Source organism: Curtobacterium sp. MMLR14_006 (genome assembly GCF_001864985.1).
Lineage (GTDB): Bacteria > Actinomycetota > Actinomycetes > Actinomycetales > Microbacteriaceae > Curtobacterium.
Genome location: NZ_MJGU01000026.1, coordinates 142,854 through 168,315, shown reverse-complemented (window position 1 = coordinate 168,315; position 25,462 = coordinate 142,854). Strand labels below are relative to the sequence as shown.

Below are 25,462 nucleotides of genomic sequence, written 5' to 3'. Positions count from 1 at the left end.
CGACGCGAAGGGCGACTGGGAGGACGGGGAACGGCGCACCGCGACGAAGATCGGCGAAGCCGCCGACGCCGGGCTCGGCAAGCAGTCCACGTGGGACAAGATCTTCGGCTCCGAGGCGTGGGAGACCATCGTGTCGGTGGCGAAGGTCGTCGTCGCGGTCGGCGGGATCATCGCGATGATCATCCCCGGACCGTGGACGTTGATCATCGCCGCGATCGCCCTCGTCGTGCTCGCGGACACGTTGTACAGGATGAGCAAGGGCACCGCCGACGGGTGGGACCTCGCCTTCGCACTGCTCGACTGCGTCCCCGCCGGCGGCGCCGTCGGCACGCTCCTGAAGAGCACCCGGATCGCGACGCAGATCTCACGAGTCGGATCGATCAGCATGAAGGGTGTCGCGGTCGTCGGGCGGTCGACTGGTCCGTTCAGCATGGCGTCTCGGACCGCTCGGGCGTACCTGACGAGAGTGCAACGCCCTCTCGCGAGTGCCGGGAAGGTCGTCTCGGCACCAGTGCGGCGGATCACCGACGTCGTGAACCCCACTGGTCACTCGATCTCGCGTCTCGCGTCGAACAAGGCCAAGGCCGAGTTCGGCGAGGCGCAGACGAAGGCTCTGTTCGAGTCGCACGGCTACGTTGATGTCACTGTCCCGAAGAGCGTGTTCAAGAACGGCGTGGACCACGTCTTCCACCACCCGGAGACCGGGCAGTACGTCGTGGTGGAGTCGAAGTTCTCCTCAAACGCAGGGAAGTCGGGTGTAGATCTACTCGGCATGACGAAACGGCACGGTCGTCAGATGTCTGACGGCTGGCTCAACGGCATCCTTCAAGGAGAGGCTGGCTCGCGACTCAGGGTGGGTACGCAATTCGCTCACCGTAATGCCGTAGCAAATGCGCTCGAGGACGGCACTCTCGAGCGCGCAGTTGTCAAGATCAGTCCGGACGGCTCCTGTTTGCCGCAACTGCTCGACGCAGCGGCTCGTCTACGGTGAAGAACATGATTCCGCGCGACGACCGAGTGAGTACCGCCTACTGGACCAACGCGATCGAAGTCCTGACGCGCAGTGTCGAGGAGTTCCGTCCGTTCAGCCACCGGTTCCGGGCCGAGGACGTGCGAGCTGGGATCATCCGGACCACAGCGAACTTCGACAACGCTCTCTTCCTGCTCGGCGCGCGGTACTCAGCGGGCCATCCGGCGTCCGAGCTTGCCGATGATGTCGCATCAGTTGTGACTATCTGGGAGACCTGGAACCACTACGCTGCCCAGTCAGCCGATGGCTTCCCCCTTGACCCGCTGACCTTCGACGACAAGCCGCCGTATTACTACGCACTATGGCTGTCGTCGGTGGCGCGGTGTGTCGGCGTCGATCCGGACGTGAGAGTCCGGATGATCGAGATCGTCACCGCCGGTGGCGGCGCTGATCCGGTGCTCGGGACGCTGTTGGGGATCGAGCCTGTGCGGGATTCGGTCTGGCACAAGCGGCCGTTCCAGAACCTGTTGACGGCTGCGGTGGGGGAGCCTGCTCGTGCGGAGGCGGCGTTGCTGAGGTACGTTCAGGCGTGGGAGAAGAACATCTCGTTCATCTGGTGGGCGCCCGCACTGAAGGCGGTGCAGGGGGATCAGTTCGAGACCTACTTCGGGTACTGGGCGTGGGAGGCTGCTGGGCTCGTCGTGGCCCGCGGCCTGGACGACACGGCATTGCGGGCGTCGCCGTACTACCCGGCCGACCTCGTCGACGGCATGCAGGATAGATGAGCCGACCGCCAGCACGCGTGACGACCTCGGGCCTGGCTAGGCCACAAGCGGCGCAAGGTCTTGTCGTCCGGACGCCGGAATCCGTCATGGTCGACATCAACCCGGACAATCCTGTCTCAACACCTGCTCGACGCGCCGGCCGGCTGCGCTGATCGCGATGATGCCACGTGATGACCGAGTGACTGCTGCTTACTGGGGCGACGCCTTGCGGATCCTCACGCAGGATGTCGAGGAATTTCGTCCGCTCAGTCACACTTTCCGGTCCGATGACGTCCGGGCTGGCATCATCGGAACCACTGGGTTTCTCCGAGCAGCCCGTTGAGGAACATGAAGCTGAGCGGGCGGCAGCTGAGCGACCGATGGATCGACTCGTTGGCCGGGCGAGGGACCGAGACTCGACTCGAGCAAGCCGTGAACGCGAAGCACTGTGAAGCAATTCAACGGCTACTCGAAGACGGCAAGCTCCCGCGGAGCGTGGTAGGCGTGGGTCATGACGGAGGGGCAACTCAATTCCCGGTTGACTTCGCGGGCCAGGTGCACTGAGCCGTGGCGTTCCTGCGACGGAGGACAGCGCTGCGCCCTCGGGCGCGGGAGGTCGACGAGCGGTACTGGCGAAGCGCCCTCGACGTGACCTCGACGAACTGGGAGGGGCGGAAGAGTGCGTACGCCCGTGCTGTCGAGCCGGAGCGGCGGACGAAGGGTGCCCGGGATTCGTGGCACACCGGCTTGAAGTACCTGGCGGTGCAGTACTCCGCCGGGGTCGAATTGGCCGAGATCGGTGCCGCAGTCGGCTCCGTTGCCGAGTCCTACTCGAGCTGGGTCGAGCTCGCCATTGATCTTCCGGACAGGTCCCCGAGTCTCTCGGACGGAAACGACTACTACGTGAGTGTGCTGCGTCTGCTTGGGCTCGCGGTGGGGAGCTCCAGGTCGGACAGTGCTGCAACCATCCTCGATGCCGTGTCGCGCCAGGGCAACGACGCATTGTTCGACGGACTCTCTGCCAGGCTCGGCGGACGGCACCGAACAGGTGACGTCGAAGTGTCGACCCCCCGCCTCGCACGCCCGCTCATGGCAGCCCTCGACCAACCGTCGTCGGCCCCGCAGCAGCTCCGGAAGTACCTGCAGGACTGGCCATCCCGGATGAAGCCGTTGTCCTGGATGGGGTCCTTGGACCATGTCCGACCGGGCGTCGAGTACGGCGAGGGGTTTGTCGGCTATTGGGCGTTCGAAGTGCCTGCGATCGTACGGTCGGCAGGTGTTGACCTCGATGGCGTCGAGTCGCCCTTCTTGCCGATCGATCTCCTGTGAGCTCCTGACATCTTCGCAAGCATGCTCGGTGGGAGCCGTTGGGAAGGTGTGCGCTGTCAGCGTTCGCTCCGTTGCCCAGTCAGTGGTGGGGGCAAGGCAGACCCAATGAGCGATCGCAGACGAAAGGGTGAAGGACATAGTCGACCGCCGGCATGAGTGACGGCCTCGGGGCTGAGTAGGCCACAAGCGGCGCCGGCCAACGCGGCTCACGACTTCAGATCGGCACTGCTGGGAGCACTCCTACGCTGCCGTAGATGCTCTGCTTGCGGTAACTCTCGAGTGAGTAGTGGTGAAGATCAGTCCCGATGGCACATGTCTCCCGCAGCTACTCGACGCGGCGGCACGACTACGCTGAACAGCATGATCTCGCGCGATCGACGAGTAAGTGCTGCGTACTGGGATGATGCGTTACGGATTTTGACGCGCAATGTTGAGCAGTTCCGTCCTTTCAGTCACAAATTCCGCTCAGACGACGTCCGGGCCGGAATCCTGCGGACGACTGCGAACTTCGAGGGCACATTCTTTCTGTTGGGCGCGCGGTACTCGGCGGGTGTGTCCGTGGAAGAGTTGGCGGAGGACGTCGAGTCGGGGGTGACGGTGTGGGAGACCTGGAACCGGTACGCGGCGGTGCCGGATGCGGGGTTCCCCCTCGACCCGATGGAGTTCGGCAACAAGTCGACGTACTACTACGCGTTGTGGTTGGCGTCGGTGGCGCGGTGTGTGGGGGGCGAGTCGGTTCTGATGGATCGGCTGGTCGGGGTGGTTGCTGCTGCTGGTGGTGCGGATCCCGTGTTGGGGGTGCTGCTGGGGGTGGAGCCAGTGCGGGAGTCGGTGTGGCACAAGCGGCCGTTCCAGAACCTGTTGACGGCTGCGGTGGGGAAGCCGGATCGTGCGGAGGCGGCGTTGCTGCGGTACGTGCAGGCGTGGGAGAAGAACATCTCCTTCATCTGGTGGGCGCCCGCACTGAAGGCCGTGCAGGGCGACCGCTTTGCGACGTACTTCGGGTACTGGGCGTGGGAGGCTGCGGGGCTCGTCGTCGCGCGCGGGTTGGACGACACGGCGCTGCGAGCATCGCCTTACTACCCAGCCGACCTCGTCGACAGCAAGCAGGACAGATGAATCGACCACCAGCACGAACGCGGACCTCGGGGGAGGAGCGACAGCATTCTCGGATCCCGCAAGACTTCTGGGCCGAGTTCCGATCTCCCCACGGTCGCCGCACCTGAGCGTGCCCGGGTCGGGGAAGGTTCTTCCGGGATGACCCCCTTTCTTCGACGCAAAACTGTGCTTCGGCAGCGAGCCGCCGAGTTCGATTCGCGATATTGGCAGAGCGCCATCGAGGTGACCTCGACGAATTGGGAAGGTCGCAAGGCCGCCGCGCAGCGGGCAACCGATCCGACGAAACTGCTGCGTGCCGTGCGTGGTGAGTGGCACATGGGCCTTCGTTACCTCGCCGCGCAGTATTCCGCAGGCGTTGGCCGCGACGCCATCGGAGACGTGGCGGAATCGGTGGCGGGCGCGTACTGCAGGTGGGTCGATCTGGCGTTTTCCGACCGCGGGCCGTCGCCGAGCCTCAGCGGCGGGAGCGAGTACTACATCAGTGTGTTGCGGCTTCTCGGCATCACGATGGGCTGCGGCCGGGAGCACAGTGCGAGGGCCCTCCTCGAGATGGTCGTTCGGCAGGGGGCGGACCCGCTGTTCGCGGTGCTCGCGTCTGCATCTGGGATCCACAGCCGCGGAGAGGACATGCCGTCCACGCCGCAGTTCGCGCGACCCCTGCTCACGGCGCTCGAGCAGCCAGGCGACGCCACCCGAGCAATCGAGGCGTACCTCTCGGACTGGCCCTCACGCATGAGGCCGATGGACTGGATGGGGTCGCTGGAAGCAGTCCTCCCAGGCGAAGGTTACGGTGCAGGCTTCTTCGGGTACTGGGCACTGGAACTCTCGGCGATCGCACGAGCGACCGATGTGCGGCTCGATCGCCTGAGATCGCCGTTCCTGCCGGTCGATCTCCTGTGAGGGTGTGACCCGCTCCAGGTCGGGTTGCGACGATCGGATGCGTTCCGCGTCGCGGGACGACGGTTCGCCGGTCTCGTCGCTTTCGTCGGCCGGTGTCCGGTGGGGACGACCGCGCACGCAGGTGGTCGGTCGTCCGAGTCCCGGCTGACACGGCACTCTGATCCATGGTCGTGACGATCAGCCCGGTTGGTTCCGTTGCGCTGCGACGATCCGGGGCGGCGGTCCGTCTACGGTGAAGGACGTGATCCCGCGCGACAACCGAGTGAGTGCCGCCTACTGGACCAACGCGATCAAGGTCTTGACGCGCAGTGTCGAGGAGTTCCGACCATCCAGCCATCGGTTCCAGCCGGACGACCTACGGGTCGGGATCGTCCGGACCCAGACGAACTTCGAGAGCACGTTCTTCCTGCTGGGCGCACGATATTCGGCGGGATACCCGATTGAATCGCTTGAGGATGATCTCGGGTCGGCGGTGACCGTCTGGGAGACCTGGAACCTTTATTCGGCCGTCTCTGACGCGACCCTCCCACTGGATCCGATGACGTTTGAGAACAAGTCGACGTACTACTACGCGTTGTGGTTGGCGTCGGTGGCGCGGTGTGTGGGTGTTGATCCGGCGTTGCTGGGTCGGCTGGTCAGGGTGGTTGCTGCTGCTGGTGGTGCGGATCCGGTATTGGGGGTGTTGTTGGGGGTGGAGCCAGTCCGGGATTCGGTGTGGCACAAGCGGCCCTTCCAGAACCTCTTGACGGCTGCGGAGGGGGAGCCTGCTCTTGCGGAGGCGGCGTTGCTGAGGTACGTGCAGGCGTGGGAGAAGAACATCTCCTTCATCTGGTGGGCGCCGGCACTGCAGGCAGTGCAGGGTGACCGGTTCGCGAAGTACTTCGGGTACTGGGCGTGGGAGGCTGCCGGGCTCGTCGTGGCGCGGGGGTTGGACGACACAGCCTTGCGGTCGGCGCCGTACTACCCAGTCGACCTCAGCGTTGTCCCCTAAATGTCGGCATCGTGACTGCGCCCCGAGACTTCGTCCAAGCCGGGAGATGTTGATGTTCAGATTCGGCCGAGCCGAGAAGTCGAGCACCGTCGAGGAGCCCGTGATCGAGCACGGATACCTTTACATGCAGAAGTGGAACCACTCCACTCGAACACCGGATCCGAGAGGGTTTCTGAGCGAGCAACAGTGTCGCGGGCGTTGGGACGAGCATCAGGCCGATCAGATCGACTGGTTCACTGTGGTCCCTGCCGAACCGAGCGTGGGCAGCTTCGTCAGGCGGGACGACGGCGGCTTTGCGATCGATCCCGCATCTGCCGTGCCGTCTTGGACCTTGGAGGTCACGCCTCGGGGCGGTTTTGCCGTCGACGGGCCAGCGTTCCAAGTGTTCGTTTGGGACGAAGACAATCGCAACGTGACCATTGGTACGTATTCGAATCGGTGGGGCGGGCGGTTGTTCCTCAGCGAAGTGATCTACAAGATCTTCCCCGACCCCGATGACTTCAGGCCGAAGGAACGCGCTCTGGCCAACAAGCCCCTGTTCTCCGATCAATTGCACCTGTCTCCGAACGGCGATGGGCAGCTCACGCGGGTCGATCACTTCAGGCAGACAAGAGACTTGGAGCAGTTCCACGGAGTCGACGTTGGTCCGAACTGGGTGAACACGCCAGATTTTGGTGATTGGGAAACGTTGTCCAAGAAGGTCCTCGAGGGCAATCCCCTCGTCTGATCCATCAGCTGACCCGGCGGAACGACCCATGACGTTCCTGTGGCGAAGGGCAACCTGATGGCCAGACCAGATGGATAGCTGGATAGCATCATCCGATGAGCACAGCGATGGACAGTTCTGCGTTCTGGGATGCAATCATCGCGGATGATCCGCAGGCGATCATGAGGATCGCGGCGGAAGGCTTCGAAGTGTTTTCAGCCTCACGCGCCAATGCCGACGCCCTCACGCCCCTCCACTTCGCGGCTCGGAGCGGCGCGGTGCATGCGATGCGAGCACTCCTGGACCTCGGGGTGCAGGTGGACTCGCCGGACCGTTGAAGGACGACGCCGCTGCAGCTCGCGGTGGCGAGCTCAGGCGACGGCGGACTCGATCCGGTCGCCGTCTTGCTCGACGCCGGCGCGGATCCCCGCCACGTCAACGACCTCGGGGCGACCCCACTGAGCTACGCCCGAATCCTCGGAAACGCACCCGCCGGGCTCATCACCGTGCTGCAGCAGGGTCGGGTGTTCGAGGATGACGAGTCGGGCGTATCGGCTGTGTTCGAGGCCGCTACGCATGGATCCCTCATCGACATCCAAGCAGCAATTCGTGTCGATGCGGCTCTGCTCAACTCTGCCGTGGTTGGAGAGACTCCGCTCCGACTGCTCGTTCGACGTTCTCTTCCCGTGCGACCGAATCGTTCGAACCCACATCCGGTCTCCGTGGACGACGCGGTGGCTGGCGCCAGTGCAATGCTGAGTGCCGGAGCGAAGGCCAGGTTGGTCGGAGCCGACGGCTTCACCGCTCAAGGGCTGGCACGAGCGTTCCTGGCGCCGAAGCCGTTGATCAAGGTGCTCGATCGTGCGGCGAAGCTCGAGCGGAGGCAGACAGCGTGAAGGAGCCCGAGGCGACGAAGGGCGCTGTCGCGGCGGATGCTCCTGGTCGCTCCACGAACGAAGGTGGCCTTGGATGATCGACGTCGAACTGCTCCGCACAGCGCTCGGTCCGTCCTCGATGGACGTTCTGAAGCAGGTCCGGAACGCCTTCGAGAAGGCGGCCCGGGTGAGGTCGTTCGTCATGGTTCCGGGCGGGGCTGCGCTGATCCGGGGATCGGTGTTGATCGCGGTCTACGGGGACGTTCGTCGTGCGAGTACGGCAGCGCGCGCTGCGCGTCCCTGACAAGGGTGTGTCCCACACTCAATGGACGAGGCAGCGTGGCGCATACGCGGCGGTGGCTTTCAAAGCCGCTCGCGACTCCGACTCACCGTCGGTTGCGGCACAACTGCCGGATGGATGGTCAGGGAGCCGTTGATGCAAGGGAAGGCGCTTCGGCACCACATCGGCCGGTCCGCCGAGGAACGCGAGATGGACGACTTCATGCCGGTTTCGGGGCACCTCACGGCGTTCGCATCGGACATGGTGATCCTGGCGACCATGTGGCTGTTCGGCGGCTCTGACGCGTGGCCGATCGGGCGGATCGCAACGGAGTGGGACCGCAACGCCGAAGCCGTGCGCGCGCTCCCCGGGTACTCCGACGCATGAGCCGTCGCCCCGAGGGCGACCCGCCCACAGTCAGGAGATCGACGCGTCGTCCTCGTCCGCCCGCAGCGGTTCGCTGACGGTCCGGGGCAGGGGCGCGCCGGGAGTGGCCGGCCACGGCAGTCGGGTGACGGGCCAGTCGGACGCGGAGAGCTCGCGCCGCAGAGCGTCGAACTCCTGCACGGTCTTGAGCTCGTCGTAGACCACGGCGTAGGCCGCGCGGAGGTTGTCGAAGTAGTCGTCCCACGAGTCGAACACCGTGAAGGCGACGTTCGACACGAGGTCGATCGACGCCCAGGCGTCCTCGGCGCTGAGCAGCCCCGCGACGTAGGCGCCGCGGACGGCGGCGATGGCGTTCTTCACGTCCATCGACCACAGCAGCTTCGGTGGTCGCCCGGAACCCGCCTCGAGCAGGTTCGACGCCGCCCACGGGTCCGTGCCGAGCAGGGACGACACCCGCGTCAGACGTGCCTCGCCCTCGCGCGAACGGCTCAGGGCGAGGAACTGCCACGAGGCGCTCTTCGGTCCGAGCAGGTCGACGGCGAACACCTGGGCGTCACGGCCGCTGGCGATCTTGTAGGTCTCGTCGAGTTCGCGGCGCAGGAAGGTCACGGCGGGCAGGGGGATGGTGACGAAGGGTGACGGGGTGGTGTCCTGCAGGTACTCGCCGCCGAGCTCGACCCGCGCTCCGTACGGGGCGAGCGACGTCGGCCACCAGCCGTCGTGGAAGTCCCCGAAGGACGCCAGGGCGAGCTGCTGTTGGCGACGGACCGGCAGCTCGGCGGCCCCGGTGCGCTGGCGGTAGCGCCGCTGCTCGCGGACGGGCAGGCCGATGTCCCGCAGCGAAGCGACGAAGGTCAGCACGAACCAGACCACGACGGCGATGAGCAGACAGCGCCAGGCGGCCTGGGCGCCGTAGCCGAAGTGTTCCCGGACGTCGTACGGGCCGGCGGTGGCGGCGACGAGGGCGACGAAGAACGCCACGATCGCGATCGCCATGATGACCCAGGCGGCCGACCGGTCCCGCCGACGCCCGGTCTGCTTGCGCGCTGTGGCGACCATCGCGCGGTGTCGCCATCGGGCGCGGACCGGGAACTCGCGGTCGCCGGGATGGTTCTGCAGTGCTTCCCCCATGACGGAGGAGCCTACCGACCTGGTCGGTCCTCCTCGACGGCGCCGACGAGTTCCGGCGCCGTGAGCAGTCGTGGCTCGTCCTCGATCGACGCCGGGTCGGCGATGACCTTCGACTCGTCGAGCAGTGACAGGCGTCGGGCGCTCGGCAGCACCTGCCGTTCGAGCGAGCCGACGAAGCGGTTGTAGTCGACGACGGTGGTCCGGATCGACCGGCCCAGCTTGTCGACGTGCCCGGCCATGGTCGACAGCCGTCCGTAGAGCTCGCGGGACACCTTGAAGAGCTCGTGTGCCTCTTGCGAGACGACGTCCTGCTGCCACGAGAAGGCCACGGTCTTGAGCACCGACCAGAGCGTCACCGGGGACGCGAGCGCGATCCGCTTCCGGAACGCGTGGTCGAGCAGGCCCGGGTCGGCGGCGAGGGCGCTGGAGATGAGCGACTCGGACGGGATGAACGCGATCGTCAGTTCGGGGGAGGCGTCGTACCCGGTCCAGTACTCGCGGGCGGCGAGTGCGTCGATGTGCGCACGGAGTGCCTTGACGTGCTGTGCGACGAGCTGGTCACGGCGAGCGGCCTCTGCCCCCGTGGCGGTCGCGGGGATCTCGGCGGCCTGCAGGTAGGCGCTGAACGGGACCTTCGCGTCGACGGCGATGGTCTTGCCGCCGGGCAGGTGCACGACCATGTCCGGGCGGGCGGTGCCGACGGCGGTCGTCACGGAGGACTGCACGTCGAAGTCGACGCGTTCGAGCAACCCGGCCGCCTCGACGACGTTGCGGAGCTGCGTCTCGCCCCAGACGCCGCGGGTGCTGTTCGACGACAGGGCGCCGGCGAGGACGTCGGCGGTGGCGCGGAGTCGTTCCTCGGACTCCGCGGCGGAGCGCAGCTGTGCGGAGAGTGCGCCGTACTGCTCGCTCCGGGACTGCTCGAGCTCGGCGATCTTCGCGCGCATCGCGTCGAGGGTCTGCGCCACCGGGCTGAGCGCGGAGAGCACCTTCGACTCGTTCTGGTTGCGGGCCGTGTCGGCACCGTGCATCCGCTGCACCAGGTGTTCGAGTTCGGCGGAGCGCCGCTCGAGGGAGTCGACCTGCCGCCGGTACTGGGCGTCCTGCGCGTCGAGGCGCTCCTCGGCGTCGCGGCGGACGGCGTCGAGCTGGTCGCGCAGGCCCTCGGCCGTGGCGCGGGACGCGGCCGCGTCGACGCCCGCGCGCGAGCGGGCGAGCGACCAGGCGACGACCGCACCGACGGCGACGCCGATCAGGAGTCCGATGACCAGGGCGAGGATCTGCATGACGCGACCCTGGCAGGATCCACCGACACCGCGCCTCCCGGCTCACCGGAGCTGTCGCGGAACCAGCGCGACGGCTGTCGCGTTCCATGTCATGACATTAGGGCAAACGAGGTGTACAGTCGTGGTCGTCCGCCGATGAAGCCGCACGGAAGGTCCACCGCGTCGCATGACGAACGAAGCACCCCACGCCTACGACGTGATCACGATGGGACGCGTCAGCGTCGACGTCTACCCGCAGCAGACCGGCCCGCTCGAGGACGTCTCGACCTTCTCGAAGTCCGTCGGCGGCAGCGCCACGAACGTCGCGATCGCAGCAGCCCGGCACGGAGCCGACGCCGCGGTCATCACCCGCACGGGCAACGATCCGTTCGGCCGGTACGTCGCCCGGACCCTGCCGGAGTTCGGCGTCGCGAACGCCTTCGTCGAGACGGTCGAGGGGCTGAACACCCCGGTCGCGTTCTGCGAGATCTTCCCGCCGGACGACTTCCCGCTGTACTTCTACCGGGCCCCGAAGGCGCCGGACCTGATGATCACCGCGAAGTCCCTGCCGCTGCACGAGATCGAGCGGGCGAGGATCTTCTGGACCACGGTGACGGGCCTGAGCGAGGAGCCGAGCCGCCAGGCGCACCACGTGGCGAACGAAGCGCGAAGCGCCGCCGCGTCCCCGACCGCCCGGCACACCGTGCTCGACCTCGACTACCGGTCGATGTTCTGGTCGAGCCCCGAGGCCGCGACGCGCGAGGTCGCCGTTGCGCTCGAACACGCCACGGTGGCCGTCGGCAACCGCGAGGAGTGCGAGGTCGCCGTCGGTGAGACCGACCCCGTCCGCGCCGCCGACGCCCTGCTCGACCGCGGCGTCGAGATCGCGATCGTCAAGCAGGGTCCGAGGGGCGTGCTGGCGAAGACCCGCGACGAGTTCGTCGAGTTCCGGCCGCACCACATCGACGTCGTGAACGGGCTCGGCTCGGGCGACGGCTTCGGCGGCGCGCTCGTCCACGGACTGCTGCAGGGCTGGGGCCTCGAACGGACCCTCGCGTTCTGCAACGCGGCCGGCGCGATCGTCGCCACCCGGTTCGAGTGCTCGACCGCGATGCCGACGACTGACGAGGTCGAGCAGTTCCTGCAGGACAACCCCACGGAGGAGGCCGTCGATGCCTGAGATCAGCACCGCCGACTTCGCGCGGCTGCGGGACGTCCGCGCCGGGCAGCCCGAGCTCGTGCGGGCCGTGCTCGACGCCCGGCGCAAGCGCTCCCTGCTCGCCGACGACGGCAAGCTCTTCATCGTGGCCGCCGACCACCCGGCGCGCGGTGCCCTGGCCGTCCGGGACGACGAGTCCGCCATGGCCGACCGGTACGACCTGCTCGAGCGGCTCGTCACGGCGCTCGGTCGCCCCGGGGTGGACGGGGTGCTCGGCACGCCGGACGTCCTCGAGGACCTCGCGCTCCTGGGCGCCCTCGACGACAAGGTCGTGGTCGGCTCGATGAACCGCGGGGGCCTGCGGGGCGCGACGTTCGAGATGGACGACCGCTACACGGCGTACTCGGCGCAGGCCATCAAGGACTCGGGGCTGGACTTCGCCAAGCTCCTGGTGCGCATCGCCCTGGACGACCCGCACACCGCCCCGACCCTCGAGGCCACGGCGCGGGCGGTCAGCGAGGCGGCCGCGCTCCGGCTGCCGATCATGCTCGAGCCGTTCATGTCGGCGTGGCAGGACGGCCGGGTGGTCAACGACCTGACCGCCGACGCCGTGATCACCTCGATGGCGATCGCCGCCGGGCTGGGGGAGTCGAGCGCGTACAGCTGGCTCAAGATCCCGGTCGTGGACGACATGGAGCGGGTGATGGCCGCGACGACGCTGCCGACCCTGCTGCTCGGCGGGGACCCGTCGTCCCGCCCGCTCGAGACCTACGGCAGGTGGGCCGACGCGCTGGCACTCCCCGGGGTGCGTGGCCTGGTCGTCGGACGCACGCTGCTGTACCCGCCGGACGGCGACGTCGCCGCGGCCGTCGACGTGGCCGCGGGGCTCGTCCACACCCAGGAGGCCCGTGCCGGGTCCTCCACAGGAACCCACGACCCAGCCGCTCGGCTCCACGGCACCACCACCATGGACTCGTCCGTCCCGGAAGGAAGCAACGCATGACCACCACCGAGACCGCCACCACGACCATCGGGCACTGGATCGACGGGGCACGCGTCGCGTCGACGTCCGGCAACACAGCCCCCGTGTACGACCCGGCGCTGGGCGTCGTGACGAAGCAGGTCGCCCTCGCGAACGAGGAGGAGATCCGGGCGGCGATCGCAAGCGCGAAGGCGGCGTTCCCGGCGTGGAGCAACCTGTCGCTGTCGAAGCGGCAGCAGATCCTCTTCGCGTTCCGCGAGGTCCTCAACCGCGACAAGGCGGAGCTCGCCGAGATCATCACGAGCGAGCACGGCAAGGTCATCGACGACGCCCTCGGCGAGATCGCCCGCGGGCAAGAGGTCGTCGAGCTCGCGACGAACATCCCGAGCCTCATGAAGGGCGAGTTCTCGGACCAGGTCTCGACCGGCATCGACGTCTACTCGATCCGCCAGCCGCTCGGCGTCGTCGGCATCATCAGCCCGTTCAACTTCCCCGCCATGGTGCCGCTGTGGTTCCTGCCGATCGCGATCGCCGCCGGCAACACCGTCGTGTTGAAGCCGAGCGAGAAGGACCCGAGCGCCGCGATCTGGCTCGCGTCGAAGTTCCGGGAGGCAGGGCTCCCGGACGGCGTGTTCAACGTCCTCAACGGCGACAAGCTGAGCGTCGACGGCCTCCTCACGAGCCCCGACGTCGAGTCCATCTCCTTCGTCGGCTCGACCCCGATCGCGCAGTACGTCTACGAGACCGGCACGAAGCACGGCAAGCGCGTGCAGGCCCTCGGCGGTGCGAAGAACCACATGCTCGTCCTGCCCGACGCCGACCTCGACCTCGTCGCGGACAACGCCATCAACGCCGGCTTCGGTTCGGCCGGTGAGCGCTGCATGGCGATCTCGGTCGTCGTCGCCGTCGAGCCGGTGGCCGACGAGCTCATCCAGAAGATCACGGAGCGCGCCGCGACCCTGCGCATCGGCGACGGTCGTCGCGGGTGCGACATGGGCCCGCTCGTGACGGAACAGCACCGTGACAAGGTCGCCTCGTACATCGAGGTCGCAGAGCAGGACGGTGCGGTGGTCGTGGTGGACGGCCGCACCGTCCGACCCGACGGCGACGAGAACGGCTTCTGGCTGGGCCCGACGCTGATCGACCGGGTCCCCACCACGAGCCGCGTCTACACCGAGGAGATCTTCGGTCCGGTGCTCTCGGTCGTCCGGGTCCAGTCCTACGAAGAGGGCCTCGAGCTCATCAACTCCGGCGCGTACGGCAACGGCACCGCCATCTTCACGAACGACGGCGGCGCGGCCCGACGGTTCCAGCGCGACGTGCAGGTCGGCATGATCGGCATCAACGTCCCGATCCCGGTGCCCGTCGCCTACTACTCGTTCGGTGGCTGGAAGAACTCGCTGTTCGGCGACCACAAGGCGTACGGGGCCGACGGCGTGAGCTTCTTCACCCGCCAGAAGGCGATCACGAGCCGGTGGCTCGACCCGTCGCACGGCGGCATCAACCTCGGCTTCCCGTCGAACGGCTGAGCGCTCGTGACCACCGACACCTGGTTCAACCCCGCCGGCTCCCGCCCCGAGGCCGGCTGGACGGACGTCATCGACGGCCGTGTCGCGGGGTGGGCGCACACCGGTCTGCGGACCGGCGCGCTGACCGACGGGGGCGAGCTGCGCCTCCCGGCCGACGCCGTGGAACGCATCGTCGTCCCCCTCGCCGGCAGCTTCACCGTGGCGTACGACGACACGACACAGGCCCTCGACGGACGCGCCAGCGTCTTCGAGGGACCGACCGACGTCCTGTACCTCGGTTCCGGGACGGCGGCGCGGATCACCGGATCCGGTCGGCTCGCGGTCGCCGAGGCGCCCACCGCGACCGTCAAGCCGACCACGTACGTGGCCCGGCAGGACGTGCCGGTGGAGCTCCGCGGCGCCGGGCAGTCCAGCCGGCAGGTGCACAACTTCGGCACCCCGGCGGCGCTCGACGCGGACAGGTTCATCGTGTGCGAGGTGATCACGCCGGCCGGCAACTGGTCGTCGTACCCACCGCACAAGCACGACACGTCCGTGCCCGGCGAGGAGTCGGACCTCGAGGAGATCTACTACTACGAGTCCGCGGTGGCCCGCGGTGTCCCCGCTCCGCCCACGGCAGACCCGTTCGCGCTGCACCGGACGTACGCGTCCGACGACCGTGCGATCGACGAGTTCCGACAGGTGCGGACCGGCGACATCGCCCTCGTGCCGTACGGCTGGCACGGGCCCGCGGTCGCGGCGCCGGGCTACGACATGTACTACCTCAACGTGATGGCCGGGCCCGACCCGGAGCGCGTCTGGAACATCACCGACGACCCGGCGCACGGCTGGGTCCGCCAGACGTGGGAGAGCGAGCAGCTCGACCCGCGCCTGCCCTACCGGAAGGAGTCCTCCCGATGAGCGACACGCGTCGGATGACCGTCGGTCAGGCACTCGTCGAGTTCCTGGCCGCCCAGTGGACCGTCGACGGCGACGTCCGCGAGCGCACGGTCCCGGGCATCTTCGGCATCTTCGGGCACGGCAACGTCGCCGGTGTCGGCCAGGCCGTCAAGCAGCTCCACGTCGAGCAGCCCGGGCTGCTGCCGTACCACCAGGCCCGGAACGAGCAGGCGATGGTGCACGAGGCCGTCGGCTTCGCCCGCATGCGCCGCCGCCGTGCGACCTTCGCGGCGACGGCCTCGGTCGGCCCCGGTGCCGCGAACATGCTCACCGCCGCGGCGCTCGCGACGACGAACCGGCTGCCGGCACTCCTGCTGCCGTCGGACACCTTCGCCACGCGCACGACCGACCCGGTGCTGCAGCAGATCGAGCTGCCGCACGACACCTCGCTGCAGGTGACCGACGCGTTCCGGCCGCTGTCCCGCTACTTCGACCGCGTCGAGCGTCCGGAGCAGCTGTTCTCGATCGCGCTCGCGGCGATGCGGGTGCTCACCGACCCGGCCGAGACCGGCGCCGTGACCATCGCCCTGCCCGAGGACGTCCAGGCCGAGCAGCTCGACGTCCCCGTCGCCTTCCTGCAGCCGCGCGAGTGGCACGTCCGCCGGCCGCTGCCCGAGCACGGGCCGCTTGCGCGTGCGGTGGCGGCGATCCGGTCGGCGAAGCGTCCCGTCATCGTCGCCGGCGGTGGCGTGCTGTACTCCGGAGCGGAGCAGGAGCTCGCCGCCTTCGTCGAGGCGACCGGCATCCCGGTCGGCACCTCGCAGGCCGGCGGCGGGTCGCTCGTCTGGGACCACCCGCAGTACCTCGGCGGCATCGGTGCGACCGGCACCGCCGCGGCGAACGCGATCGCCGCGCAGGCCGACGTCGTCATCGGGATCGGCACGCGGTACAGCGACTTCACGACGGCCTCGCGCACCGCGTTCCAGGACCCGGACGTCACGTTCGTGAACGTCAACGTCGCCGCGTTCGACGCCTACAAGCACGGCACGCAGCTGCCGCTGGTCGCGGACGCCCGGAAGGCACTGGTCGCCTTGACCACGTCGCTCACGTCCGACTCGTCGTACGCGGTCGACGCCGGCTACGCGGCCGAGATCGCCCAGCGCAAGCAGGAGTGGGACGCCGTCGTCGACGCCGCGTTCGCGCCCTCGGGTCTGGCCGTGCCCGGTCAGTCCGAGATCATCGGCGCGGTGCAGGCAGCGACGGACCCGCGCGACGTCGTCATCCAGGCGGCGGGGTCGTTGCCGGGTGACCTGCACAAGCTGTGGCGGGTGCGGGACGCGCTCGGCTACCACGTCGAGTACGCGTTCTCGTGCATGGGCTACGAGATCGCCGGCGGTCTCGGCGTCCGACGCGCCGCCCCGGACCGCGACGCGATCGTCATGGTCGGGGACGGCAGCTACCTCATGCTGCACACCGAGCTCGTCACGGCCGTGGCCGAGGGCATCAAGATCGTGGTCGTCCTCGTCCAGAACAACGGGTACGCCTCCATCGGGCACCTGTCCGAGACCGTCGGGTCCGAGCGGTACGGCACGAGGTACCGCTACCTCGACGAGACCGGCTCGTTCGACGGCGGTGACGTGCTCCCCGTCGACCTCGCCGCGAACGCCCGCTCCTACGGCGTCGACGTCATCGAGGTGCAGCCGGGGCCGGACGCGATCGAGGACCTCACGGCCGCGGTGCGGCAGGCCAAGGCGAACGACCACACCACGCTCGTGCACGTCCACTCGGACCCGCTCGTCCACGCCCCCGACGGCGGCGGCTGGTGGGACGTCCCGGTCGCCCAGACCTCCACGCTGCCGAGCACGCAGCAGGCCCGCGCCGCGTACGAGCAGCATGTCGCGGCGCAGCGGCCCCTGCTCGGCTGAACACCTCCCACCACACCCTCCAGAGAGAAGACGACCCTCGTCATGACCGACACCGCCACCGCCACCGACGCCATCCGGATCGGCACCGCTCCCGACTCGTGGGGCGTCTGGTTCCCGGACGACCCGAAGCAGGTCCCGTGGCAGCGCTTCCTCGACGAGGCGACCGCGGCCGGGTACGAGTGGATCGAGCTCGGTCCGTACGGGTACCTGCCCACCGACCCCTCGCAGCTGCGAGACGAACTGGAGTCCCGCGGGCTCCGGCTGTCCGCCGGCACCGTGTTCACGGGCTTCCACAAGGGCGACGACCAGTTCCAGCGCGCGTGGGACCAGGCCGTGAAGGTCGCGGGGCTCGCCGCCGCGCTCGGCGCCGAGCACCTCGTGACCATCCCGGACCTCTGGCGCTCGGACGCCACGGAAGAGGTGCTCGAGTCCCGCACCCTGACGGACGAGCAGTGGGAGCGCCTGGGCGCGGGCCACGACCAGCTCGGCAAGGCACTGCTCGAGGAGTTCGGCGTCCACCAGCAGTTCCACACCCACGCGGACAGCCACGTCGGCACCCACACGGAGACCGTGCGGTTCCTGTCGGAGACGAACCCCGAGTACACGAACCTCTGCCTCGACACCGGCCACTTCGCGTACTACGGCGGCGACAACCTCCGGCTCATCGCCGAGCACCCCGAGCGCATCGGCTACCTGCACCTCAAGCAGGTCGACACCGACCTGCTCCCCGACGTGCTGAAGAACGACGTCCCGTTCGCCACCGCGGTGGCGCAGGGCATCATGACCGAGCCGCCGCACGGCACCCCGGAACTCGCGCCGGTCATCGAGGCCGTCGCGAAGATCAACCCGGACGTCTTCGGCATCGTCGAGCAGGACATGTACGGCTGCTCCGTCGACGCTCCGGGCCCGATCGCCGAGCGCACGTTCCAGCACATCTTCGGCTCGACCGCCGCCGCCCGAGCACGCTGACCCGGGGTCCGTCCACCACCAGTCGTCACCCCAGTCGTCACCCCGCAGTCGTCACCCCCAGGAGAACCCAGCATGAGCACCACTGACAACCTCCGCGTCGCCGTCGTCGGAGCGGGCGCGATGGGCAGCGACCACGTGCGTCGCATCACGTCGACGATCGCGGGCGCCGACGTCGTCGCGATCGTCGACCCGGACACCGCGCGCGCCACGGCGGCCGCGGCGCAAGCGCCGGGAGCGATCACCGCGTCGTCGTTCGAGGACGCCCTCGGCGCCACCGCGATCGACGCCGTCATCGTCGCGACGCCGGGCTTCCTGCACGAGCCGGTCCTGGTGCCGGCGCTCGAACGAGGCCTGGCCGTGCTGTGCGAGAAGCCGCTCACGACGTCGGCCGAGGACTCCCTGCGGATCGTCGAGCTCGAGCAGCAGCACGCCGACCGCCCGAGGATCCAGGTCGGCTTCATGCGCCGCTTCGACAAGGGGTACCAGGAGCTCCGCGCGTTGCGGGAGTCCGGCTCGAACGGTGCCCTGCTCGCGCTGCACCACGCCCACCGCAACCCGACCACGCCGCCGAACTTCAGCGAGTCGATGCTCATCCACGACTCGGTGATCCACGAGATCGACATCATCCCGTTCATCACGGGGGAGCCGATCGTCGCGGTCGAGGTGAAGAAGCCCCGGAAGAACTCCCCCGCACCGGCCGACCTGCCCGAGCCGCAGTTCGTCCTGTTCACCACGGAGTCGGGCACGATGGCGATCGTTGAGATCAACGTCAACGCCCAGTTCGGCTACCAGGTCACGACCGACGCGGTCTTCGAGTCGGGTGTCGCCTACATCGGCCGCGAGACCTCGCTCACCCTCGTGTCGCAGGGCGTGTCCGGCCAGGGCGTCACGCCGTCGTTCGTCGAGCGGTTCGGCGCCGCCTACGACGAGGAGGTCCAGCGCTGGGTCGACGCCGCCAGGACCGGGGGCATCGACGGGCCGAGCGCCTGGGACGGCTACACCGCGTCCGTCGTCGCCGAGGTGGCCGTGCGCGCGCAGCAGACCGGTGCGCTGGAGCAGGTCGCCTACGCCACCGCGAAGCCGGCGTTCTACGAGACGGCCTGACCGATGCCGAAGATCGCACTCGACCCGACGCCGTTCCACCACGACCTGTCACTGCTGGAGTTCCCGCAGAAGGTCTCGGACCTCGGCTACGAGCACCTTCAGCTCACCCCGCACCGCGACTTCATCCCCTTCCACCGGCACCCGAAGGCCGACGACGACCTCGTCGACGCCTTCGCGGCCGCGTGCCGGAAGGCCGGGGTCCAGGTCGCGTCGGTCCTGCCGGTCCTCCGGTGGTCGGGGCCCGACCGTGCCGCCCGCGAAGCCGCGGTGACGAAGTGGAAGCGGGTCATCGAGATCACGAAGCGCCTCGGCGTCGACACGATCAACACCGAGTTCTCCGGCCGCCCCGAGCTCCCCGAGGAGTCCGAGGACGCCTTCTACCGCTCGATGGAGGAGCTCCTGCCGATCATCGAGGACTCCGGGCTCCGCGTGCTCATCGACCCGCATCCCGACGACTTCGTCGAGGACGGCCTCGAGGCGCTCCGGGTGATCCGCGGCCTGAACTCGAAGCACGTCGGGTTCGTCTACGTCGCCTGCCACACCTTCCACTACGGCGGCAACATGGATGAGATCATCGACGCCGCGGGTGACTCGCTGCAGTTGGTCCACGTCGCCGACGCCTACGACCACCGACGGTCGCACGGCCTCCGCTACATCACGAACCCGCCGGGCAACCCCGTGCGCGTGCACCAGCACCTGCCCGTGGGGCAGGCGGACGTCGACTTCGACGCCTTCTGGGCCGCGCTCGACCGGGTCGGCTTCACGGCGCGCGAGGACACCGTCGCGGTGTCGAGCGTCTTCGCCGAGGACGAGAACGCCGACGAGGTCTCACGCTTCCAGCTCGACACGATCACGAAGGGACTGAACCGATGACGACTGCCCTCGAGGCCCCGACGCCCACCGGCGCCGACGTCCGACCCGTCACGCTGCAGGCCGCGTCGCAGACCGTGACCGCGCTGTGGAACGACTCCGCCGATCCGCGCGAGCTGTCCACCGCGATCCACGAGTACGGCGCCGTCGGGGCGACGTGCAACCCGGTGATCGCCTACACGTGCATCCAGCAGGACCCGGAGACGTGGGTGCCGCGCATCCGCGAGATCGCCGCCGAGCACCCGACCGCGGGGGAGTCCTGGATCGGCTGGAAGGCCGTCGAGGAGCTCTCGATCGCCGCCGCCGAGCAGCTGCTGCCCGCCTTCGAGGCGTCGGGTGGCCGCGACGGCCGGCTGAGCATGCAGACCGATCCGCGGTTCCACCGCGACCAGGACGCGCTCGTCGAGCAGGCCGTGCGGTTCTCGCAGCTCGCCCCGAACATCATCGTGAAGATCCCCGCCACGAAGGTCGGCATCGCCGCGATCGAGGAGGCCGCGTACCGCGGTGTCTCGATCAACGCCACCGTGTCGTTCACCGTGCCGCAGGTCGTCACCGTGGGTGAGGCGATCGAGCGGGCGCTCGACCGTCGCGCTGCCGAGGGCCGGCCCGGGCAGGAGTTCGGCCACGTCGTCACGCTGATGGCCGGGCGCTTCGACGACTGGTTGAAGACGGTCGTCGAACGCGACCACGTCATGGTCGACCCCGGCATCCTCGAGTGGGCCGGCGTCGCCGCGGTGAAGCAGGCGTACCGGGTCTTCCAGGAGCGCGGCTTCCGGTCGCGCGTGCTCGTGGCTGCCTTCCGCAACCCGCTGCAGTGGTCGGAGTTCCAGGGCGGTGACCTCGTCGTGTCCCCACCGTTCCAGTGGACGAAGGACATCAACGAGAACGCGTTCCCCTTCCGGCCGGACGCCATCCACGACGAGGTCCCCGCCCACGTCATCGACGCGCTGCGGGCGGCCACGCCGGAGTTCGCCCGGGGCTACGACGTCGACGGCATGACCATCGACGAGTTCGACCGCTTCGGTGCCACGGTGACCACCTTGCGGCAGTTCCTCGACGCCGACGCGAAGCTCGACGCCCTGGTCCGCGACATCATCGTGCCGGCAGCATGAGCGCAGACGCACCCGCAGCGGCAGCCGCAGCCGCGCCGGCCCCCGCACGCCCTGCCACGATCGGCGTCGGCCTCATCTCGGTCGGCTGGATGGGCCGGTTGCACTCCCGTGCCTACCGCGCCCTGCCCGACCACTTCCCGGAGCTCGGCGTGCAGCCCCGGCTCGTGGTCGCCGCCGACCCGATCGAGGCGGCGCGCGACCAGGCCGTCACCCGCCTGGGCTACGAGCGCGCCGTCGCCGACCACCACGAGGTCCTCGCCGACCCCGAGGTCGACGTCGTCTCGATCTGCTCGCCGAACTTCCTGCACCGCGAGATGGCGGTCGCCGCCGCCGAGGCGGGCAAGCCGTTCTGGATCGAGAAGCCGATGGGCCGGTACGCCAGCGACTCCCGGCAGATCCACGAGGCGGTCCAGCGCGCGGGCGTCATCACGAGCGTCGGCTTCAACTACCGGCACGCCCCGGCGATCCAACGGGCACGGGACCTCGTCCGCAGCGGGCGGCTGGGCCGCATCACGAACGTCCGCGGGTCGCTCCTGGCCGACTACTCGTCCGACCCGGCGGCGCCGCTGACCTGGCGCTTCGAGCGGGAGCGTGCCGGCTCGGGCGTCCTCGGCGACCTGCTCTCGCACGGGCTCGACCTGGCGCAGTACGTCGTCGGCCGGATCTCGTCCGTGACGGCGCTCGCCGAGACCTTCATCACTGACCGCCCGCTGCCCGGCGCCGGCATCGTCGACCGCAGCGCCGCCGCGACGGGGGAGCGGAAGCCCGTCGAGAACGAGGACTACGCGGCCCTGCTCTTCCGCTTCGAGGACGGCGCCGTCGGCACCATGGACTCCAGCCGGGTGATGCGGGGTCCGCACGCCGAGTACACGCTCGAGGTCTACGGCACGAGGGGCTCGGTGCGGTGGGACTTCCAGCGCCTCAACGAGCTCGAGGTCTTCCTCGACGGGCAAGAGGTCGACGGGTACGCGACGCACTACGTGGCCGCGGGGGACGGTGAGTTCGCCCGCTTCCAGCCGGGCGCCGGCACCGCCATGGGGTACGACGACCTGAAGACCGTCGAGGCCGCGCAGTTCATCGCGAGCGTCCGGCGCGGGGAGCAGCTCGCGCCGTCGGTCGCCGACGGCCTGGCGGCGGCGTCGATCGTGGAAGCGGCAGAGGCCTCGCTCGGAGACGGGGCGTGGCACGACGTCGCGCGGGTCGACGGGCCGCTCACCTACGCGGCGGCGACCCCGGTGATCTAGGCCCCCGATCTCCCGGGCGTGCGCGGTCCGCCGAGTGCCGACGGCCTCGCAGGCTCGGCCTCGCGGGGGTCGGTGTCGCCTCCGAGGACGTCTTCATCGGGTACGTCGTGCTCGGGCCGGATGACTGGTCGTTCGGCTTCGGCCGGGCGCAGCACGTCACCGGCGAAGTCGGGATCCCATCGTTCGCCTGATGGTCAATCAGGCTCTATTTGGCTGGGCGCGGGCCCAGGTCGACCACTCCGGTCGCCGAATTCTGCGGCTCGCCCCTGGTAGAAGTAGGTGTCTTCCACTTCGTGCAGCCGCGAGACGAGATCTTCGACTGAAGCGAGGAACGCAATCTCGCGGTTCGTGTCGCCCTCGATGTCAGGAACGCCTTCGTCAGGCTCTGTGGGGAACTTGTAGTGCACGAATTCGTTCCTTCGCTCGAACACCGCCCGAGCGACCGCGAGCAAGTCGGGTGGAAGCGGTGCCTCTTCGGCCTTGCGCCAGCTGATCCGGAGCTTCTCGACCGGACTCTTGTGTCTGAGAACCGGACGCGCCGCAACCTCGTCGTCTTCGGCATCGAGTATGAAGCCGTTACACCAGTGCTCTAGGAAGATCGCGTAGAAGACGATCGAGTAATCCCATTCCCCAGAGTCCCGGAATTCACGTGCCTTTCGGAGGACGTCTTCGGTGTGGTCGATGACCATACCAATGCTTCCACGGTCCTTCGTGTGCTCGAGGAAGAAGCGGCCAGCTTCCCATTCGGTCTGTTCGCGGGTCTTGCCGACCGGATCGATGAAGCCCTTGCGGATCACCGACCTCGTGAGGCTCGCCATGATGGCCCTCGTAAGGTCCCGGCCCTCCTCCGATTCGAAGTACTCGGTGCGGTCTTTCATTTGTCGACGAGCGTGACCTCGAACGAGTAGCGGTCCGGGCGGTAGCAGTGCACGCCGTACTCGACCGCCCGGCCCGAGGCGTCGTACGCGGTGCGGCTCATGGTGAGCACCGGGTCGCCGTCCTCGATCTCGAGCAGGTCGGCCTCGTCGTCCGTGACCGCACGGGCGCCGATCCGCTGCTTCGCCACCCGCATCGTGACGCCCCGGCCGCGCAGCAGCTGGTACAGCCCGTGTGCCTGCAGGTCGTCGTCGGTCAGGTCGAGGAACTCCGGCGGCAGGTAGTTCTCGAGGATCGCCATCGGGACGTCCTCGGCGAACCGCACGCGTCGGATGTGCGCGACGGTCGTGCCGGGCTCGATGCTGAGCGCCGCGGCGACGGCGTCGGATGCGGGGACGTCGTTGCGCTCGAGGAGCTTCGTCGCCGGCGCCTGTGCACCCTGCGCCAGGTCGTCGTACAGGCTCGTGAGCTCGACCTTGCGCGTCACCGGGCCGTGCACGACCTGGGTCCCGATGCCGCGACGGCGGACCAGCAGGCCCTTGTCGACGAGGTCCTGGATCGCGCGACGGATCGTCGGCCGCGACAGCCCGAGCCGCTCACCGAGGGCGATCTCGTTCTCGAGCCGGGCCCCGGGGGGCATCGCACCGGAGCGGATCGACTCCTCGATGCGCGAGGCGACCTGGAAGTAGAGGGGCATGGGACCCGACCGGTCCAGGTCCATGAACAGGTCGGACGGCAGCTGGCCTTCGTTGGGCATCGCGGTCCTCCACACCTGCGGGACACCGGCGTCGGAGCCGACGGCATTGTCGTGACAATACCACCGGGGGTGCGGCGCCCCGGCTGGGGCCGTCAGTCGGAGAAGACCATCGGTCGGTTCGACAGCCGCGGCTGCGCGGTGCCCTTCGGCTTCTCGTCGCGCGCCCGGACCGGCGCGATCGACACCCGGGTCGCGGCGCCGAGCGCCTCGACGGTGTCGGCGCCGTGGTGCCCTGCGGCGTGCACGACGATCGCGGCGCAGGCCTCGGCGTCGGCGGCTGCGTCGTGGTGCTGGAAGCCCGCGAACCCGGCGGCCATCGCGGCGCTGGGCAGCCGGTACGAGTCGAGCGTGTAGGTCTTGCGGGCGACCGCGAGCGAGCACAGCGAGTGGTGCTCGGCGAGGTCGGTGCCGGTCGCGGAGCACCCGCCGGCGATGACACCCATGTCGAAGCGGGCGTTGTGCGCCACGAGCACGTCGCCCTCGGCGAACGCCACGATGTCCGGGTACTGCTGCTCCCACGACTTCGCGCCGACGACGTCGGACGCGACGATGCCGTGGATCCGGGTGTTCCACTCGAGGAACGCGTCGTGGCCGAGCGGCGGCCGGATGAACCACGACGCCCGGTCGACGACCCGGCCCGCGCGGACCTTGACGAGTCCGACCGAGCACGCGCTGGCGGGCGAGCTGTTCGCGGTCTCGAAGTCGATCGCAGTGAAGTTCAACGGCACGCCCTCGATCGTCGCACGCGGTGCCGACATCGCCGGAACGCGCGCCCGGCGTTGCGTCAGCGGCGTCGTGAACGACGCGAGCCCCGACGACGCCGCGCGGTGAGCGCCCACGTCGACCGCCGGCGGGCGTGTTCGCGCACCGAGTGGGGGAGCAGGACCCGGCCGACGACCTCGAAGACGATCGCCGCGGCATCGAGGCGCCAGCGCTCCGGCACCGACGCGACGTGCGCCGCGAACGCGGTCGCGAACGCCGCCGCGGAGTCCGCCGTCGTGGTGGGGAACGCCACGTTGCGCGGCGGGGCCACCATGCGGAACCGGTCCTCCTCGTCGTGATCGATCCCGTCGTCCTCGGGGTCGAGGTCGACGAGCAGGGCGATCTCCACGTCGCGGAGAGCCTCGTGCAGGTCGTCGAGTTCGCCCGGTGGCAGCTGCTCGAGCGCCGCGACCGTCTGCCGGGTGACGTACCGCTGCTGCTCGCGGTGGGACAGCCCGAGCGTGTGCACCCCGAGTCGATCACGTTCGAACCACATCGTCGTCCTCCACTCCCGCCACCCGGTGGGGCGACGACCCCCACGGTGCCACTGCCGGAAGGGACACGTGCCGCCCTACTC

Annotated in this window: 27 protein-coding genes and 1 pseudogene; 22 read left to right on the top strand and 6 right to left on the bottom strand. The window is 68.9% G+C overall.

Features of this window, described 5'->3' with window-relative positions:
• The 11 genes from BIU94_RS17950 to BIU94_RS17945 form a co-directional block, all read left to right on the top strand.
• The coding region (locus tag BIU94_RS17950) for a hypothetical protein (RefSeq protein WP_217639520.1) at window positions 1-991 on the top strand (991 nt) is incomplete at its 5' end.
• A 5-nt stretch (window positions 992-996) separates the two neighbouring features.
• On the top strand, window positions 997-1,755 hold the full coding sequence (locus BIU94_RS16875; RefSeq protein ID WP_139196436.1) for a PoNe immunity protein domain-containing protein: 759 nt from the start codon (window positions 997-999) through the stop codon (window positions 1,753-1,755).
• A 627-nt stretch (window positions 1,756-2,382) separates the two neighbouring features.
• Window positions 2,383-3,063, top strand: a complete 681-nt coding sequence (locus BIU94_RS16870) for a PoNe immunity protein domain-containing protein (RefSeq protein WP_175472148.1) — start codon at window positions 2,383-2,385, stop codon at window positions 3,061-3,063.
• Between the two features lie 360 nt (window positions 3,064-3,423).
• A complete protein-coding gene (locus BIU94_RS16865) occupies window positions 3,424-4,182 on the top strand; it encodes a PoNe immunity protein domain-containing protein (protein ID WP_175472149.1) in 759 nt (252 codons plus the stop codon).
• 138 nt (window positions 4,183-4,320) lie between these two features.
• A complete protein-coding gene (locus tag BIU94_RS16860) occupies window positions 4,321-5,082 on the top strand; it encodes a PoNe immunity protein domain-containing protein (RefSeq protein WP_139195915.1) in 762 nt (253 codons plus the stop codon).
• Window positions 5,083-5,323: 241 nt separating this feature from the next.
• The gene (locus BIU94_RS16855) at window positions 5,324-6,073 is read left to right on the top strand and encodes a PoNe immunity protein domain-containing protein (RefSeq protein WP_139195914.1); all 750 of its coding nucleotides are present in this window, start codon (window positions 5,324-5,326) and stop codon (window positions 6,071-6,073) included.
• Between the two features lie 52 nt (window positions 6,074-6,125).
• Window positions 6,126-6,800, top strand: a complete 675-nt coding sequence (locus BIU94_RS16850; RefSeq protein ID WP_139195913.1) for a hypothetical protein — start codon at window positions 6,126-6,128, stop codon at window positions 6,798-6,800.
• 95 nt (window positions 6,801-6,895) lie between these two features.
• A complete protein-coding gene (locus tag BIU94_RS16845) occupies window positions 6,896-7,117 on the top strand; it encodes a hypothetical protein (RefSeq protein WP_071290540.1) in 222 nt (73 codons plus the stop codon).
• Between the two features lie 66 nt (window positions 7,118-7,183).
• Window positions 7,184-7,675, top strand: a complete 492-nt coding sequence (locus BIU94_RS17550; protein WP_139195912.1) for a hypothetical protein — start codon at window positions 7,184-7,186, stop codon at window positions 7,673-7,675.
• Between the two features lie 73 nt (window positions 7,676-7,748).
• A complete protein-coding gene (locus BIU94_RS16835; RefSeq protein ID WP_071263559.1) occupies window positions 7,749-7,958 on the top strand; it encodes a hypothetical protein in 210 nt (69 codons plus the stop codon).
• Between the two features lie 186 nt (window positions 7,959-8,144).
• Window positions 8,145-8,321, top strand: a complete 177-nt coding sequence (locus BIU94_RS17945; RefSeq protein WP_175472150.1) for a hypothetical protein — start codon at window positions 8,145-8,147, stop codon at window positions 8,319-8,321.
• 30 nt (window positions 8,322-8,351) lie between these two features.
• Here the strand turns inward: BIU94_RS17945 and BIU94_RS16825 are convergent, their stop codons facing one another.
• A complete protein-coding gene (locus BIU94_RS16825; protein WP_071263539.1) occupies window positions 8,352-9,452 on the bottom strand; it encodes a DUF1266 domain-containing protein in 1,101 nt (366 codons plus the stop codon).
• A gap of 11 nt (window positions 9,453-9,463) precedes the next feature.
• Window positions 9,464-10,738 carry a DNA recombination protein RmuC gene (locus BIU94_RS16820; protein ID WP_071263535.1) on the bottom strand — a complete coding sequence of 425 codons (1,275 nt, stop codon included), beginning with the start codon at window positions 10,736-10,738 and terminating at the stop codon, window positions 9,464-9,466.
• 166 nt (window positions 10,739-10,904) lie between these two features.
• Between BIU94_RS16820 and iolC the strand changes: the two genes are divergently transcribed.
• The 11 genes and pseudogenes from iolC to BIU94_RS18165 form a co-directional block, all read left to right on the top strand.
• Window positions 10,905-11,897: a 5-dehydro-2-deoxygluconokinase gene (iolC, locus tag BIU94_RS16815; RefSeq protein ID WP_071263533.1), complete on the top strand. Its 993-nt coding sequence runs from the start codon at window positions 10,905-10,907 to the stop codon at window positions 11,895-11,897.
• Window positions 11,890-12,879: a class I fructose-bisphosphate aldolase gene (locus BIU94_RS16810; RefSeq protein WP_071263530.1), complete on the top strand. Its 990-nt coding sequence runs from the start codon at window positions 11,890-11,892 to the stop codon at window positions 12,877-12,879. The genes iolC and BIU94_RS16810 overlap by 8 nt, the downstream gene beginning before the upstream one ends.
• Window positions 12,876-14,387 (top strand): CoA-acylating methylmalonate-semialdehyde dehydrogenase, encoded by a 1,512-nt coding sequence (locus BIU94_RS16805; RefSeq protein WP_071263527.1) that lies wholly within the window; start codon window positions 12,876-12,878, stop codon window positions 14,385-14,387. Before BIU94_RS16810 ends, BIU94_RS16805 begins: the two co-directional genes overlap by 4 nt.
• A 6-nt stretch (window positions 14,388-14,393) precedes the next feature.
• On the top strand, window positions 14,394-15,287 hold the full coding sequence (gene iolB, locus BIU94_RS16800) for a 5-deoxy-glucuronate isomerase (RefSeq protein WP_071263525.1): 894 nt from the start codon (window positions 14,394-14,396) through the stop codon (window positions 15,285-15,287).
• Window positions 15,284-17,191 carry a 3D-(3,5/4)-trihydroxycyclohexane-1,2-dione acylhydrolase (decyclizing) gene (iolD, locus tag BIU94_RS16795; RefSeq protein ID WP_071263523.1) on the top strand — a complete coding sequence of 636 codons (1,908 nt, stop codon included), beginning with the start codon at window positions 15,284-15,286 and terminating at the stop codon, window positions 17,189-17,191. The genes iolB and iolD overlap by 4 nt, the downstream gene beginning before the upstream one ends.
• Before the next feature lie 42 nt (window positions 17,192-17,233).
• Window positions 17,234-18,160: a sugar phosphate isomerase/epimerase gene (locus BIU94_RS16790; protein ID WP_071263521.1), complete on the top strand. Its 927-nt coding sequence runs from the start codon at window positions 17,234-17,236 to the stop codon at window positions 18,158-18,160.
• Window positions 18,161-18,232: 72 nt separating this feature from the next.
• Window positions 18,233-19,264 (top strand): Gfo/Idh/MocA family protein, encoded by a 1,032-nt coding sequence (locus BIU94_RS16785; RefSeq protein WP_071263519.1) that lies wholly within the window; start codon window positions 18,233-18,235, stop codon window positions 19,262-19,264.
• A 3-nt stretch (window positions 19,265-19,267) separates the two neighbouring features.
• Complete coding sequence (locus tag BIU94_RS16780) at window positions 19,268-20,137, top strand: sugar phosphate isomerase/epimerase family protein (RefSeq protein ID WP_071263517.1); 870 nt, start codon at window positions 19,268-19,270, stop codon at window positions 20,135-20,137.
• Window positions 20,134-21,246, top strand: a complete 1,113-nt coding sequence (locus tag BIU94_RS16775; RefSeq protein WP_071263515.1) for a transaldolase family protein — start codon at window positions 20,134-20,136, stop codon at window positions 21,244-21,246. Before BIU94_RS16780 ends, BIU94_RS16775 begins: the two co-directional genes overlap by 4 nt.
• Window positions 21,243-22,490: a Gfo/Idh/MocA family protein gene (locus tag BIU94_RS16770; RefSeq protein ID WP_083404933.1), complete on the top strand. Its 1,248-nt coding sequence runs from the start codon at window positions 21,243-21,245 to the stop codon at window positions 22,488-22,490. The genes BIU94_RS16775 and BIU94_RS16770 overlap by 4 nt, the downstream gene beginning before the upstream one ends.
• 59 nt (window positions 22,491-22,549) lie before the next feature.
• Window positions 22,550-22,681, top strand: a pseudogene (locus tag BIU94_RS18165) (tautomerase family protein); the annotation flags it as partial.
• A 3-nt stretch (window positions 22,682-22,684) separates the two neighbouring features.
• On the opposite strand, the gene BIU94_RS16760 reads toward BIU94_RS18165, so the two are convergent.
• From BIU94_RS16760 to BIU94_RS16745, 4 genes are all read right to left on the bottom strand, one after another.
• Entirely contained in the window at window positions 22,685-23,368 is a 684-nt protein-coding gene (locus tag BIU94_RS16760; RefSeq protein ID WP_071263505.1) for a hypothetical protein, read from the bottom strand.
• Window positions 23,365-24,123 (bottom strand): GntR family transcriptional regulator, encoded by a 759-nt coding sequence (locus BIU94_RS16755; RefSeq protein ID WP_071263503.1) that lies wholly within the window; start codon window positions 24,121-24,123, stop codon window positions 23,365-23,367. The genes BIU94_RS16760 and BIU94_RS16755 overlap by 4 nt, the downstream gene beginning before the upstream one ends.
• Before the next feature lie 92 nt (window positions 24,124-24,215).
• Window positions 24,216-24,851, bottom strand: coding sequence for an exonuclease domain-containing protein (locus BIU94_RS16750; protein ID WP_083404942.1), 636 nt, complete (start codon window positions 24,849-24,851; stop codon window positions 24,216-24,218).
• 56 nt (window positions 24,852-24,907) lie between these two features.
• The gene (locus BIU94_RS16745; RefSeq protein ID WP_071263499.1) at window positions 24,908-25,381 is read right to left on the bottom strand and encodes a hypothetical protein; all 474 of its coding nucleotides are present in this window, start codon (window positions 25,379-25,381) and stop codon (window positions 24,908-24,910) included.
• Window positions 25,382-25,462: the final 81 nt, after the last annotated feature.